At 34.3% G+C, this 15,479-nt stretch carries 9 protein-coding genes, 1 tRNA gene and 1 pseudogene; 4 read left to right on the forward strand and 7 right to left on the reverse strand.

All coding sequences use genetic code 11. The annotated features are described in order from the left end of the window. Nucleotides 1–65: 65 nt before the first annotated feature. The 4 genes and pseudogenes from M9897_10665 to M9897_10680 form a co-directional block, all read right to left on the reverse strand. Nucleotides 66–3,092 (reverse strand): PKD domain-containing protein, encoded by a 3,027-nt coding sequence (locus M9897_10665; protein MCO5269343.1) that lies wholly within the window; start codon nucleotides 3,090–3,092, stop codon nucleotides 66–68. A 37-nt stretch (nucleotides 3,093–3,129) separates the two neighbouring features. After that, complete coding sequence (locus M9897_10670; GenBank protein ID MCO5269344.1) at nucleotides 3,130–3,564, reverse strand: hypothetical protein; 435 nt, start codon at nucleotides 3,562–3,564, stop codon at nucleotides 3,130–3,132. A gap of 272 nt (nucleotides 3,565–3,836) precedes the next feature. Further along, nucleotides 3,837–7,550, reverse strand: coding sequence for a PKD domain-containing protein (locus M9897_10675; GenBank protein MCO5269345.1), 3,714 nt, complete (start codon nucleotides 7,548–7,550; stop codon nucleotides 3,837–3,839). 24 nt (nucleotides 7,551–7,574) lie between these two features. Then, nucleotides 7,575–9,830, reverse strand: a pseudogene (locus M9897_10680) (PKD domain-containing protein). Nucleotides 9,831–10,899: 1,069 nt separating this feature from the next. Between M9897_10680 and M9897_10685 the strand changes: the two are divergent. From M9897_10685 to M9897_10695, 3 genes are read left to right on the forward strand one after another with little or no spacing between them, the layout of a single operon-like run. Further along, nucleotides 10,900–11,412, forward strand: coding sequence for a hypothetical protein (locus M9897_10685; protein MCO5269346.1), 513 nt, complete (start codon nucleotides 10,900–10,902; stop codon nucleotides 11,410–11,412). A gap of 46 nt (nucleotides 11,413–11,458) precedes the next feature. Next, nucleotides 11,459–12,181, forward strand: coding sequence for a hypothetical protein (locus M9897_10690; GenBank protein ID MCO5269347.1), 723 nt, complete (start codon nucleotides 11,459–11,461; stop codon nucleotides 12,179–12,181). A 4-nt stretch (nucleotides 12,182–12,185) separates the two neighbouring features. Then, nucleotides 12,186–12,650, forward strand: coding sequence for a DUF4268 domain-containing protein (locus M9897_10695; protein MCO5269348.1), 465 nt, complete (start codon nucleotides 12,186–12,188; stop codon nucleotides 12,648–12,650). A 13-nt stretch (nucleotides 12,651–12,663) separates the two neighbouring features. Here the strand turns inward: M9897_10695 and yaaA are convergent, their stop codons facing one another. Next, nucleotides 12,664–13,428, reverse strand: coding sequence for a peroxide stress protein YaaA (gene yaaA, locus M9897_10700; protein MCO5269349.1), 765 nt, complete (start codon nucleotides 13,426–13,428; stop codon nucleotides 12,664–12,666). Between the two features lie 80 nt (nucleotides 13,429–13,508). On the opposite strand from yaaA, the gene M9897_10705 reads away from it, so the two are divergent. Next, complete coding sequence (locus M9897_10705; protein ID MCO5269350.1) at nucleotides 13,509–14,816, forward strand: NAD(P)/FAD-dependent oxidoreductase; 1,308 nt, start codon at nucleotides 13,509–13,511, stop codon at nucleotides 14,814–14,816. 5 nt (nucleotides 14,817–14,821) lie between these two features. On the opposite strand, the gene M9897_10710 is transcribed toward M9897_10705, so the two are convergent. Together M9897_10710 and M9897_10715 are read right to left on the reverse strand one after the other, a co-directional pair. After that, complete coding sequence (locus M9897_10710; protein ID MCO5269351.1) at nucleotides 14,822–15,295, reverse strand: hypothetical protein; 474 nt, start codon at nucleotides 15,293–15,295, stop codon at nucleotides 14,822–14,824. A 105-nt stretch (nucleotides 15,296–15,400) separates the two neighbouring features. Next, a tRNA-Arg gene (locus tag M9897_10715) sits at nucleotides 15,401–15,473 on the reverse strand. Between the last annotated feature and the right edge of the window lie 6 nt (nucleotides 15,474–15,479).

The following is a 15,479-nucleotide window of genomic DNA, read 5'->3' on the forward strand; positions in this document are numbered from 1 at the left end:
GATATTATACTTATAAAACAAAAAAGAGAGGGTCTCCCCTCTCCTTATCATATAAACTTAAAAAATTATCTTAACAAATTCACATGTCCCATTTTGGTGTAATGCTTATCTGACATCGTTTCTTTATAATCCACTTTCCATAAATAGGTGCCATCAAGTTCAACTTTTCCTCCATAGGTTCCATCCCAGCCTATATTTGTATCATGAGACTCAAATAGGACCTCACCCCAACGGTTATAGATAGTCAATGTGTACATCATTGGGTCAAATCCTGAAGTAAATACGGGTTTAAATGTATCATTAAATCCATCATGATCAGGAGTAAATGTATTTGGAATATAATATATCAAGATATCTTGGATTCTAATTACTGCTCTCATAGTATCTTGACAATTTTGATCACTTGATACAATCAAAGTTACAATATAATCTCCTGGTTCATCATTTGGATAAATATGCATTGGATGTTCTGTTGTATCAACAGGAGACTCATCTCCAAAATACCAAGCATATTGTGTTCCAAATTTGGATTGATTCACAAAATACACCTCTGGATCACTAATACTAGTTACCATAGGGGTAACTTGGAAATCAGCGATTGGGCTAGGAATCACATGGATATAATCTAATTTAGTTGTTTTACCCTCGCAGCCTTCTGGTGTTTTAATAGTAAGTGTAACTGTATAAGTGCCACTGGTTAAATAATTGTGGGTTACATCTCCACAAACATTGCTAGTTTGACCATCACCAAATGCCCAAGTACAATCGCTTCCTGTAGGAGTCGTAGTATTATTCACAAATGTTACTGCCAATGGTTTACAACCCTGGAATTTATTTGCATCAAAATCAGGAGTAGGAGTTGAAATCACTCTAACATCCACTTGATCTGTTGCACTACAACTTCCAACAGTAGCTATTACGGTATAGGTAGTATTACCCACATTCGCAGGAACAAATGGTACTGTGTTCGTTACTCCATTATCCCAAACAATTTGTGCTCCTGAAGGTGCATTTGCAGTTAGAGTTACTGGTAATCCTTGGCAAATCACTATATCATCAGGTGCTTGAACAAAAACAGGAGCTGGTTCTGTCAACACAATATTATTTTGAGTTGCCATACAGTTATTAGCATCAGCTACTTCAATAGAATATGTACCATCACACAATCCTGTGATTTGATCTGTTGAGCCAACCGCGTTTCCATTTTTCTTCCATGTATATGTATATGGTAACGTACCTCCTGTTGCAGTTACTGCAAGTTCTCCGTCACAAACACCATTACAAGAAGGGTTTTGTGGTGTGACCTGTGTAATAGTTGGACCACCAATACTTCCTACAGTTTCAGTTCCTGTAATTTGACAACCTGAACCATCCTTAATCACGATATTATATGTTCCAGAAGTAAGTCCAGTAAAGTTACCACTAGATTGGAAGGTTCCTCCATTATTAGTTGAATAAGTGATAGGAGCTACTCCTCCATTTAATGTTAATGAAATAGTACCATCACTTGCTCCACAAATCTCATCTGTGGTTGTACCAGTATAAGTTAATGTAGTAACATTTACTGTAATTTGGTAAGTGCTATAACAAGTAGGGTCATTAGTTTTTGCAGCCCTTACCCAATATGTTCCTGATGCATTAACAAGATTGCTAATTGCATTAGTTGCAGCATCCGCATCTGCTTGAGAGTTATAGAAAGTATTCGTAGATGGATCGGAAGGAGTTCCAATTGCACTATTTAAATCAACTCCTGTTGCACTACATACATTGATTGGATTAATCGTTAATACAGGAGGCACACATGAACAGTTGGAAGGGTTTGTATAAGAAGCTGATATTTTCTTACACAATGGTTCATCAGAGAAGTAAGCTGTAATTTCGCAAGTCTGTCCGTTTGTTGGAATATTCGGAATCGTGTATGATATTGGACTCACAAATGGTGCAGGAATACTTACTGAATTCCCATTACAATCTTCAATGATTAAGTTACCAGTTGTTGGTTGGTCAGAAAATTCGACTGTTCCAGTTACTGAAAAAGTATTTGTTTGGTCATCGCAAGAAGATGGGGTAGCTGTCAATGAGGTAATGTCACATGGCACTAAAATAGAGCAGTCAGTCGATCCCGTACCTGCGGTTTGGTTTAAGCTAATATTTCCTTGAGCCCCATTATAGTTAGTCATGACAACTATATAATATTCACCCGCTTGAGCCATGGGTGGAGTGCTTTGTCCTGTGCTATATCCTCCAGTCATTCCTATACCAATCGTTTCAGTAGCAGATGCAGAATAACTACATTGTAGAGGAGATGCACCTCCCATTACTGTGTTACAACCAACAGATAAATTATTAAATGGCCCCCACATCGCAAAGTCAATATCAATTCCTGATCCTCCTGTATTGGTTTGTGACAATCCCAACTGGATAGGTCCAGATTGTGCAATCTTTAAGTAATACCAGATTGCATTAGGTTGAGAATATAAACATCCATAATTTGGGCCTGATGGAGCATCATTAGAGTTTCCAAAATTATTTGGAAAGAAATAACTTTGATCTGAGCAAAAAGGAACAGCCTCAAAACAATTATCTCCTGTTTCAGGTGTTGGTGGCTCTGTACAAGTGATGTTAGCTGTCCAGCCAATTCCTCCAGGGTTACTAGAACAACCCAATCCTCCTTTATTTTCTCGTATAAACTCAAATGTTAAACACCCTGATGATCCTTCTATGATACTTCCTGCCGAATTTAAATCTGTTCCAGTAAAAGTTCCAATTAAAGGAGAAGCTGTGCTCGGTCCATTATATATTTTTAATTTATCAATAGAGGCTCCCCATACACAGCTGTTTTTCCATAAGTTAAACTGTGTAAACACAGCCCAAATTGGACCAGTACCCGAGTTACAAATCGTATGAACAACTGTTTGTCCATTAGAAGAAGGAGCAGGATAATTCCCTGTACCACCTATATCGTAGAATGTAGCATCACAAGTAGAGTTGTTCCCTCCATTCGTCATGGTTATAGGGGTCTGTGCACTTACTATAGCAGACATCCATAATAATACAGCTGATCCAGCAATAATTTTTCCTATATTTCTCATAAATATCATATACATCTATTTAATCAACTTAATAAGTTTATAATTTATTAATTTTTAGAACCACATTTGTATTGTAAATTCTAAAATAGCGATCTGTATTATTATAATAGTCAAAACGGTATTTAAGAATATTGAATTTTGTTTCATCAAAAACAGAAATATTATCATGCACAATCACATTTGGGTTATATTTTTCCAAAAGTTCTAAAATAGAAATATTATCAATCCCTTCAGGGGCATTATCTATAGATAAATACTCACATCGTTTATAGAAATTACTATAAAATTCTAGTTGATCTGGTTTACCCTCGATATACATGGAGTAATATTCTCCAAAAACCTCTTTGAGTTGTAAATCAACTTTTTGATTAATCTCCTGTGAAGTCATATTTTTGGGTGATGTTTGAGCAAAGGACAGCATGCTCAACACAGATATTAACATGGATAAAAAAGTGATTTTCAATAACTTCATGGTTTTATTTTTTTTAATATCTTGCAAAGATACTTAATTATTAGCTAGACGAGTCTTATTCTAATAAAGTTGCCTTTTAAATTTATTTTTTTATAGAAAAGTTAACAGGGCAATTATGGGAATTAATAACCTCGTTTTATAGTGCCAAAGACTCTAAATAGATTATGACATTACAAAAATATAAGTTCTAAAACTCTTTGGTTTCTATGCAAATTTGACAACAATCGTGAAAACTGTGGCGCAACAATACTATAATCAACGTTTTTTTTTAGCTATCTAATTAAATTTACATGACCAGTAAAGATATTACGTTTATCTGACATTGTTTCCATGAATTCTACCTTCCACACGTACGTACCTTCTGGTGCTTCTTTTCCTAATCCTCTTATACGGCCATCCCATCCTTCATGAACGTCATTAGTCTCAAAAACTAACTCTCCCCATCGATTAAAAATCAACAAATTATAGTCAGAAGCCTCAAATCCACTTGTAAAAATAGGGTGAAAAACTTCATTGTACACATTACCATCTGGTGTGAATGTATTGGGAATATATAGAATTAATTCATCTTTGATTGTAATCAATTTTCTAATTGTATCAACACAATCATTATTTGTCTTTGCTATCAGTGTAATAATATATGTTTCAGGTAAAGGTGGAAACTCATGTGTGAAACTAATATCATTTGTTGTACTTGAATCATAAAACCAAGTAAAGTCATTACTATAGATAGAAGTATTCAAGAAGGAAACAACTGGATCTAATACAGTTGGTTCTTCCGGTAAGAAGTAAAAATCAACTATCGGATTATGATAAACAGAAACATACTGATTCTTTATCATTGTATCTTTACACCCATGATCTGTTGTAACAATAAGTGTTACATCAAAATATTGATCTTGTCCACTATTATTTTCAAAACAATCACCAATAGAGGGACTTGCATTTTGATAATAACTTCCATCGCTAATTTCCCAATAATAATTAGTTACCTGTGAGTTCCCACTTACCGTAGATATTGAACTAATTTCCGAACAAAATGGTGAGCATCCTTCTAAATTTAACCCAATGAAATCTGCATGAGGTAATGGATATATTGTAACGGATTTATTGATAGAATTCTCACAACCACGATTTGAAATAATTGTTAGGACAACGTTGAATACTCCGTCCTGATTATACAAATAAGTTGGGTTTTCTTCGGTAGAAAATGATCCATCACCAAAGTCCCAATTCCATTGTGCAATAGAATTTATTGTATTCGCATTACTAATAGACAAATTATTTGTAAAAACCGTTTCCAAATTCAAACACCCATCTGAAAAAGAAAAATCAACTTCAGGAAGAGGATAAACTTCAACAGATTTTATCATAGTATCTTTACAGCCATAATTTGTTGTTACAATTAATTGTGTATTATAAATACCCTCAACCCCATAAGATATTATTGGATTTTGTAGATTAGATTGGGTATTATTTCCAAAACTCCACGCATAATTTGTAATATAATCTCCATCTACAGGAGTAATTGTGGATAAATCTGTAAATTCAGTTGACTCATCTTCACATACTTGAGTTGCAGAAAAATCAGTAAGAGGCAAAGCATATACTGTAACCTGATGTGAAACTGTATCTTTACATCCATTCGCATCTTCAACCATGTGATTTACTACATAGAAACCATCATTAGGGAATATATGTGATACCGTGTTACCCATCTGTTCAATAACTCCATCTGCATTAAAATCCCATCCATAATTAGTAAATCCATTTGCAGAGGTTGTTGCAGTAGTATTCATAGTTATAGGACTATTATCACAAGCATTTACAAAATTAAAATCGGCGACAGGTAATGCAAATATTTCTACTTGATCCGTACTGTAACAAATAGTATAGAAAGATATATCATCTACTATGAAGTCATGACCACCACACGCACCTGTATATTCGCGTAAACAGATATCAGCGGTGGAATTAGTTCCTGAATTCCAGATATACGCTAATTCTTCATAAACACATCCAGGCGAAGTAACATTAAGTGTTGTTAAATTAACTCCATTAATTTCTAAAGTTACATTCGGAGGAACACCACCTATTCCTGCATCTGCTATAAAAGCTGAAAAATAATAATCTGTATTGGGCAGAATCGGAACGGTCTGACACCAAAATTTATAACCAACGCTTCCTGTTTGTCCAGTAAGACAATCAGCATCAATAATCATCATATTTCCACTTCCACTTGTATGATCTCCACATCCTGCAAACCAACCATTGGAGCTATAGGTATTAACTAAATAGGTTCCTTGTCCTGTACAAGCATCTCCAGGTGGATTATAATATTGAGTTGTAAACCCGGTATTCCCCAATTCAAAATCACCATTAAAAATCAAATTATCTCCTAATTTACCAACAGTACAAGAATACACTCCCGGTTGATTAACTTGGAAAGTCTGATTAGTAGAACCATCTTGCCATTCGTAGAAATCAAAAATATTTCCGGCATTTAATACAATATTATCTTCATAACATCGATCGATGCCTAAGTTAACTGTATCATAATTTTGAATAACGAAAGTTCCCTGAACACTATCTGTAAAGCAATTATAATCTAACAACACTTTCACATCATACGAACCTGGTGAAAGATTTTCAAAAAAATTGTCATTTAAAGAATTTGGTGTACTTGAAAATGGATTTCCACTTGTTGTAACAAACCATGACTGACCATATAAATCATCATAATTAGATAAATTAAAATGAGCATCAAAAGAATTACATAATTGAGAGAACATTATTTCTTTTGGCTCTTTTAGAAAGAAATTCGGAAATGAAGGAAGCCCTAAAATAACAGATGTATTCAATCCATTATGAATATTAACTCCTCCAATATTCACTGCATAATCTATATAATTTGCTGCAATTCCATTCAAATTAGGCTGGTCTATAACCCCTAAGTAGGTTGTTGAAATTAAAGCTAAATATATTTTTCCGTTTGGTGCCAATTGTAAAGCTCCTAATCTATAGTTATGATTCGTGTTTGCGGTAGCACCTATAATTACTCGAGAATTTATAAAATCAGTTTGATTAGTTGCATTCAAATCTAATTGATATATATTGGGATCACTTAAACGAACAAAATATATAAACCTCCCATTAGGAGAATATTCAAGTGAATAATGCCCTACTCCTAAGGTTTGATCTGAATATTTACTAGTTAATTGCCCCGTAGTTCTATTAAAATTAAATACTTGAAGCCCTGTATAATGATTTACCATAGAAATCAACTCACTATTCGGAGAAGCTTTGATATATCCATACGTTGGAGGGGTAATACTCCCAACAGTACTAACAACAGGAGTTGCTCCAACCCCTGCGGATGTTACTGGAAACACCTTCCAAACAGCATTATTTTGTTCTTTAGTAATTAACCAATAATCACAACCATTATCATGAACGGCAAAGTTGGCAGCCTCTACTGTTCTTGTATCAATAAGATGTGTGTTTTTAGTCGCTACTACAATATCCCCAAAACCCCCATTTAAAGACATATCAACTTCTGACCAACGCACTCCATTTGGTCCTCCTTCATAATCAATTGTGCAGATGATATAAGCCCCATAACTTCCTGCGCTTGCAATCCAAGTTCCAGGTTTAGGGCAAACAACAGAAGACATCGCAGAACTAGAATGTCCTAACAATCCCATTCCATTAGGCATTACATTATGGTTTCTATCATAGACAGTCATTCCATCCGTATAAAAAAGGAGATTTCCTTGCCTATCCGAAACACTAGAACATCCCTCACCTGTTATAAGTTTTCCATCATAAGCCGGAACAGGAGATCCTGACGTGAAATCTAGTCCAGCATAAGAACCAAAATACCAATGAGCACCTTCCAATTGTGCATTTAAAGTAGTGCTATTAGATAAAAATAGCATTGCTGCAAGAAGCAAGCTCTTGCAGCAATAGTGGTTTACATAATTCATTTTTTATTCCAACGTTTTTTTTTACTATCTAATTATATTCACATGACCAGTATATGTATGATGCTTATCTGTCATGGTTTCTTTAAACTCGATTTTCCAAAGGTAAGTTCCATCTCTCACCAACTTCTTAGAATCAACTCCATACGTTCCATCCCAACCTTTATCTACATTATGTGATTCAAAAAGTAATTCTCCCCATCTATTAAAAATATATAAGGTATATGTTTGAGGGTCAAAACCATTTGCGAATTTAGGAGTAAACACTTCATTAAAATCATCATGATCAGGTGTAAATGTATTTGGCACATAGAATATTACTCGATCGGATATATTTACAATTCCCCTAATAGTATCAGTACATCCCATGTTGGTATAAGCTATTAATTCAACAGGGTATTTTCTAGGTTCAAATGGAAATGTAATTGTTGGATTCACATCCATAGTGGGCGCATAGTATCCTATATTCCATAAGTAAGAATCTGCATATAAACTTGTGTTGTGAAAGAAAACTTCTGGGTCCATTACATTCGGGTCTTCCGGAGTCATAAAGAAATCAGCTATAGGATTATGATATACTGTGATATAATTATTTGCAGTATAATCACTCACACACCCCATATTAGAAATAACTTTAAGGTTTAAACCATAGGTTATATCATTTCCTGTTAGATTATCATAACAATCCATAAATGAACTTCCTGTATAAGTTCTACCATCTGAAAGCGTCCAAATAAATTGATCTAATGTGGATGGAGAATTTATGGTAGAAGTAGATGTTATTGTAGGGCAAACTGGAGCACAACCTTCTAAATTTTGTCCAACAAAACTAACCACAGGAAGCGGATGTACTGTAACCACAATGGTCTTGCTACTTACGCATCCATGATTGGTTGTAACAGTCAATATGGAATTATACGTTCCATCCGCACCGTAGGTGTGAGTCGGATTTTGTAGAGTAGATGTGGTTCCATCCGCAAAATCCCATGCCCAAGCTACTTTTGAATTTGTTGTATGCGCATTGCTTACTGTTGTCTGATCTTGGAATTGAGTCACAAAATTCAAACACACATCTGTTGGAGTAAAACTCACATCTGGCAAAGGATACACTTCTACAGGGTGAGAAATTGAATCTTTACATCCATAGTTGGTAGTTATAACCAATTTTGCGTTATAAACATTTTCTGTCCCATACGCATGAGTTGGATTTTGTTGATTGGATGTATTTCCGTTGCCGAAACTCCAAGCATACGTGGTTACATTATCATTATCTACTGGATTGATACTTGAAGTATTCGTAAAAGCAGTCGTTGCGTCTTCACATACAGAGGTTGATGTAAAATTTGCATGAGGAAGTGCATATACGGTAATTTGTTGTTCAACCGTATCTCTACAACCATGTAAATCTTCTACGATATGACGTACAGTTTTAAAACCATCATTTGGAAATACATAACTCGCAGGATTACCTGTATAATCTACTACGTTATTCACATCATAATCCCAATAATAAGCATTAAATCCACCTGCAGGAGAAGTAGCAGTACTTGTCATAACAATTGGCTCATTATCACATGCATTTACTTGTGTAAAACTAGCTACAGGCAAATCATAAACTGTAACAGCCAAAGTTGCTTGATTTGAACATCCATTGTTTGAAGTAACTAACAAAGTTGTATTATAGACACCTGCTGAAGTATAAGTATGAGCTGGATTCTGTAGAGTAGATGTAGTTCCATCATCAAAATCCCAATCCCACTGGACATTCGAATTGGTTGTATAGGCATTACTAACAGTGGATAAATCCGTAAAGTTAGTCGGGAAATTCAAGCAAACAGTTGTTGGTGTGAAATTCACAACCGGCAATGGATAAATCATCACATCATGATTTACAGAATTTGAACAACCATTGTTAGATGTAACTGTCAAAGAAATATTAAAAGCACCTTCGGCAGGGTAAGATGGGTTTGAGGAAGGGGTTTGTCCAGTAGCTGTCTGACCATTGCCATAATCCCAATTCCAAGAAGAAATCACGTTTCCATCGACGTTATTGATGGTAGATTGATCGGTAACTCCAACGGGGGTTCCCGAACATACCGAAGCAGTAGTAAAATCTGCAACCGGCATAGGAGATATTTGTATAGGACCTGTCAAGACGTTATCACAACCATTGGAAGATGTAACTGTTAGCGATACGGTATATGTTCCTGGACTTGCATAACTATGTGTAAGACCAGATCCGCTCGAAGAAGTTGTTCCATCTCCTAAATCCCAGGCCCAGCTGACTATACTCTCGCCAGGGGTTGCTGAAGAATTATCCGTGACGACGACGGGTTGTGCATCAAAACAAATTGAACTACCATTCATCCCTGGTGCTGTAAAAGCAGCGGTTGGTGCGGGTCTAATAATAATTTGGAAGGTTGTCGTTCCACAAGAATTGGACATAGTAATAGTTGCAGTTTGCGTTAAATTGCTTGCAGGTGGAGTAAATGCAGGAATATTCCCATTTCCACTAGCTGGCAAACCAATTCCAGGATTACTATTTACCCAATGATTGTCAACTGGAGCTGTTACTGCAGGAACAGTATATCCAGGACCTCCACAGCTAATCACATCTGGATAAGAAGGTGGATCTGGAATAATAATAACACCAGTAGAAGCGGGGTACATACCACATCCATCTTCAGTAAAAACAGTATTTCCAGAAAGAATCGTAATAGTAATAGGTACGTTAGCAGGCATGGAAGGAAAGTCATAAGCTACCCAATCATTATACGTGTTTGCCTGCCCAGGACAAGATGCAAATATAGTGATTGGATTGGTACAGCCTGGTAAATTTTGTCTCGGTGTATTCATTACAGAACTCGTTGGCGATCCTGTATGATTTGTAGTATTCCCTGCTACCGTTACAGACAATGTCATAGTCGTTGTACTTGGATCCTCTGCTCCATGCCAATGCTCTACCCATATTCGTAAGTCTCCATTACAATTAAAACAATAGCCAACCTGAACAGAGTGTGCTAATGCTTTTGATCCCCACCAACAGGAGATAATTCCGACAATTAATAATAATTTCCAAGCTTTCATAGTCTATTAGTTTGTATTCTTAATTTAAGCAACAATAAAGTCTCTCTATTTTTAAAACGCTCCATCTTTTTATATGGTTGCTATTTTTCAAAAAAATATAATTTTGATTTTTTATATAGTAAGTAAGCCTATAAGCTAATAAATTTGTTATATATTTATAATAGTAGTAATTGATCATGGCATGAAAATACAAATTAAAATCCTAATGTGCACTACAATTTTATCATTTTCTTATTTATTCACTGGATGTCAGTCAAATAAAGTAATGAAAGAAGAGGAAATATATACTTTTCTTGAAACATGCTTCGAGAATTATTATAAAAATTACGATATTAATATCCACCAAATACTGCATGATTTTGAAAAAGAACTCATTGCAGAAGGACATTTAAAAGATACTTCAGGACAAGCATATAAAGATCTATTGGCGTATCTCAATGAAAATCTATATTTTCAAACTCCTTTAAAGAAAGGAGATTTTAATAATGTAGTTTTATACAAGAATCCTACTCAGGTTTATGATTGTGCATTAGATATATTTTCTCTCGACTCAACCTCCATCATGGATACTCACTTTGCGAAAATTCAGAGAGAAATTCAACAGACAATCACTTCTCAACCTGAAGTTTCTATTCATTATTTTTTTGATTTATACACATCACGTTTAACCAATGAAGAGTTGGAGAGTCCTTACATCAAACAAACAATACAATTACTCCTTTACCGTTGGTACTTTAAGAGTAAATACGATCGTGAAATACCGATTGATCAAGAATAGAATAGGCATTTCATTCTTTTAAGAATAAATTAATCTTTTTATCTTTGTGAAAAATAGTATTATGAGACTCGTCCAAATATCCCGGAAATTAGATATACAACCCAGTTATATTGCTAAATATTTAATCGATACAGGCGATGCAAGTATAAATTTCGGTCCAAATACAAAAATTTCGGAGGAACAGGTTACGCAAATTATATCCCATTTTAGTCATTTAAACCCAGAAAACGATCCAAAATCTACTAATTTAAATGACCTTGAAACTAAAAAAATAGATTATAGTTATTTTGAAACCCAATTGGATCCTGAGCTGGAAACTATTAAAGCTCCAAAAGTTGATTTACAAGGTATCACAGTTATTGGAAAAATAGATTTACCTCAAAAGAAACAAGCAGCACCTTCCGAACAAACGGAGGAAACTTCTTCTGAAAAAGAGAATACAACAAATAATGAAAAGAAAGTAACTAGAGTACATAAAAAGCATACTAAAAAACAACATCATAAAAAAATACTTTCTTATGAAGAACAGCTAAAACAAGAACAAGAGTCTTATCAGAAATCTCAAGAAAAAAAGAAGAAACAGGAAAAACATAAAAAGAAGGAGTATTATAATACTATAGTAAAAACTCAACAAGCCAAACCTACAACACCTAAGAAAAAAACAAAAGCCCAAATCAGAAAAATTGAAATTCAACAAATAAAACGTAAGGAAGAAGAAAATAAACCTACAACACTATGGGGTAAATTCATGAAGTGGTTGAACACCTAAGGTTATGCTTACCAAAGAAGAACGAAAGGAAATTAATACGGAATTTTGGGCAAATTTCAAGGCGTTTTCCAAAAAACACAAAGGAATTCGTACCAAACAGATTAACTGGATTAACTACCCTACCTATGTGAAACAACTATACATACGTTTAACTTGTGATACTGAATCGGCACGATTTGCTATAGAAATACAGGATAAAGACGAAGGTATTCGCGATTTAATTTGGGATCAACTCGAAGAACTCAAAAAGGTGCTTGAAAAAGAGATGATAGAACCAGGAGTTTGGGAGAAAAAAGCATTTAATATAGCAGGACATTCTATTTCACGAATTTCATGGACGTTACCAGGTGTTAGCTATCTCTCTAAAAAAGATGAAGAAAAAATATTCCCTTTCTTTATGCAGTATTTAGTGCGTTTTGACAAATTCTATTCCGAATACGACGAAATTTTAATTTCCCTAACACATTAGCAAATTAAGTCTTTTACCTTATAAATACCCATTCATTCTCTGTGGATGCTTTTTCATCAAATGAATATTGGTCCATATTATACCCTTTTAAATCTTGAACTTTATTTATTTTATGCTGAATAATATAGCGAGTCATAGCTCCACGCGCATGCTTTGCATACATCATTACCACCTTAAACTCTCCATTTTTATATTCTTTAAAAACAGGAGTGATAATTGGGTTATCTATCTGTTTTGTATTTAAGACTTTAAAATATTCACTAGATGCTAGATTAACAATTACCTCATCTTTTTGTAGATCTTTCTTCAGATAAGTTGTGAGAGTATCACTCCAATAACTATATAAGTTTTTATGTTCTGCAGAAATTTTCCATTTGGTTCCCATTTCCAATCGATAAGGGTACATCAAATCTAAGGGCTTTAATATTCCATATAACCCCGATAGAATTCGAACGGACTCTTGTGCTCTTTTGAAATCATCTGAAGAAAATGTTTTGACATCCAGTCCCTTATAAACTTCTCCATCAAAAACAGTAAGCGCAGGTTTTGATTCTTCTCCATAGTGCAAAGGCGTTTTCCATTGCTGATAGCGTTGGTAATTCAAATCAACTAAATTCTCAGAAATTCCAAATAACTTTTTTAATTCCGATTTAGGGAGCGATTTAATTTTCTTCACTAATGACTCTGTTTCCTTTAAGAAATGAATCTGTGTATATTCCGGCACTTTGATTTCTTTAGAAAAATCTAACATTTTAGCGGGAGACAGTAGAATTTTCATCGTTTTAAATTTATATTCAAAAATAGTGAAAATTTAAACAAATAGTTATCAATTTTGTTGTATTAATAGATACAAAACAAATGGAAACAAATAAAATTAGAATTCCGGAGAGTAACTATAAAAAAGTGGTAGTTATAGGAGGTGGATTTGCAGGTTTAAACTTGGCTAAAAAATTAAAAAACAAGCCTATTCAAGTAATCTTTCTAGACAGAAATAATTTCCATCAATTTCAACCTTTATTGTATCAAGTGGCAACTAGCGGTATTGTTCCTGACAGTATTACATTCCCATTTCGTAAGGAATTTAATCATTTTAAAAATATTTTCTTTCGCATGGCAAATGTACTAAACATAGATACCCAAATTCAAACTGTATTTTCTGATATTGGTTCTATTGAATACGACTATTTAGTCATCGCAACAGGTAGTGATACAAACTTCTTTGGTATGGAGAATGTGGAACGAAACAGTTTTGGAATGAAATCCATACAAGAAGCGTTAGACATTCGCAGTCTTATTTTAGAACACTTGGAAAGAGCCGTTGTTACCACAGATCTTATCGAACGGAAAGCACTTATGAATTTTACTATTATCGGGGGAGGTCCAGCTGGTGTCGAAACCGCAGGAGCTTTAGCTGAATTTAAACGATTCATCTTGCCGAAAGATTATCCTGATTTAGATGCTTCCAATATGTCTATACACATTGTTGAAGCTAGTGATAAATTATTAGGAACCATGTCTAAGACAGCTTCTGAAAAATCTCAAAAATACCTAGAAGAATTAGGGGTTAACATTTATCTCAACACAGCCGTTACTTCCTACGATGGATTTAATATTGAGACAAATGGAGTGGTTGGGTTAAAATCAAAAAGTGTTATTTGGACTGCTGGAGTAAAGGGTAGTTCTCCAGAAGGTCTCACTTCCGAACAGTACACAAGAGGTAATCGGATCTTGGTAAATGAATTTTCTCAAATTAAAAACTTAGAAAATGTATTTGCAATCGGTGATGTTGCATGCATGATAACAGAATCTACACCCAAAGGACACCCTATGTTGGCTCAAGTAGCTATACAACAGGGAAGATTACTTGGTGAAAATCTACTGCGTAAGATAAATGGAAAAGAAATGCAACCCTTCACATATAAAGACAAAGGATCTATGGCAACTGTTGGGAAAAGAAGAGCTGTAGCAGATTTAGGTCGTTTTAAATTTGGTGGATATTTTGCTTGGCTTTTATGGTCTGGGGTGCACTTAATTTCTATCAGTGGATTTAAAAATAAGTTACTCGTAGGAATTAGCTGGGTATGGAGTTATTTCACTTTTGATAAAGGAAACAGATTAATTATCAGAAGATATCAAAAGAAGAAAGTAGAAGAACTTATTGATTAGCAACTTTATTTACCCTGAGGTATTATAAGTGTATTAATCATGATAAGATTATTATCTTCCTCTACCTTATAGATAGAGAGAAATTTCATATTATCCGAATATTTGAAATATATCGATACTGTATTTTCAAGAATTTCTTTCGCTTGTGCTTTACTAGTATTCATGTCATCCTGAGGCTGTAATGGATGTTGGATTATAATTGTATCTATCACTTGGTCATTTTCATCCAACACAAAACATACGAAATCATTTTGTTTCCATCCTGATTTGGCTCTATCTATTTGAACTCTAGTTTTTACGACAGACCAATTCACATATTTTACTTCGTATTTATCATTCGATTTAACGATATGAAGTGAAACAGAGGCATATTGTTTATCTAAATTCTTGGAATAATTGAATGCAATATCTTGAGATTCTTGTGCATATACAAATATTGCAACGCACCATACTAATAGGGATAGAAGTATGTTTTTCATAGTAAATCATGTAATTAGTTGATGCTAAATTACATTCTTTCTGACTATTATCAAAAAAAATTAATAAAAAAAGAAGTGAAATAATAGATTTTTCTAATCTAATTGTGACCCCAGCAGGACTCGAACCTGCATCTTCAGTTTAGGAAACTGAAGCTCTATCCCGTTGAGCTATGGGACCAAATAA

This window comes from Brumimicrobium sp., assembly GCA_023957385.1.
In the GTDB taxonomy this organism is placed as follows: domain Bacteria; phylum Bacteroidota; class Bacteroidia; order Flavobacteriales_D; family Crocinitomicaceae; genus Brumimicrobium.

Excerpts from the sequence above, each read along its gene's own strand:
- M9897_10665 (MCO5269343.1), bottom strand. The coding sequence starts at position 3,092 with ATGAGAAATATAGGAAAAATTATTGCTGGATCAGCTGTATTATTATGG.
- M9897_10670 (MCO5269344.1), bottom strand. The coding sequence starts at position 3,564 with ATGAAGTTATTGAAAATCACTTTTTTATCCATGTTAATATCTGTGTTG.
- M9897_10675 (MCO5269345.1), bottom strand. The coding sequence starts at position 7,550 with ATGAATTATGTAAACCACTATTGCTGCAAGAGCTTGCTTCTTGCAGCA.
- M9897_10685 (MCO5269346.1), top strand. The coding sequence starts at position 10,900 with ATGAAAGAAGAGGAAATATATACTTTTCTTGAAACATGCTTCGAGAAT.
- M9897_10695 (MCO5269348.1), top strand. The coding sequence starts at position 12,186 with ATGCTTACCAAAGAAGAACGAAAGGAAATTAATACGGAATTTTGGGCA.
- yaaA (MCO5269349.1), bottom strand. The coding sequence starts at position 13,428 with ATGAAAATTCTACTGTCTCCCGCTAAAATGTTAGATTTTTCTAAAGAA.
- M9897_10705 (MCO5269350.1), top strand. The coding sequence starts at position 13,509 with ATGGAAACAAATAAAATTAGAATTCCGGAGAGTAACTATAAAAAAGTG.
- M9897_10710 (MCO5269351.1), bottom strand. The coding sequence starts at position 15,295 with ATGAAAAACATACTTCTATCCCTATTAGTATGGTGCGTTGCAATATTT.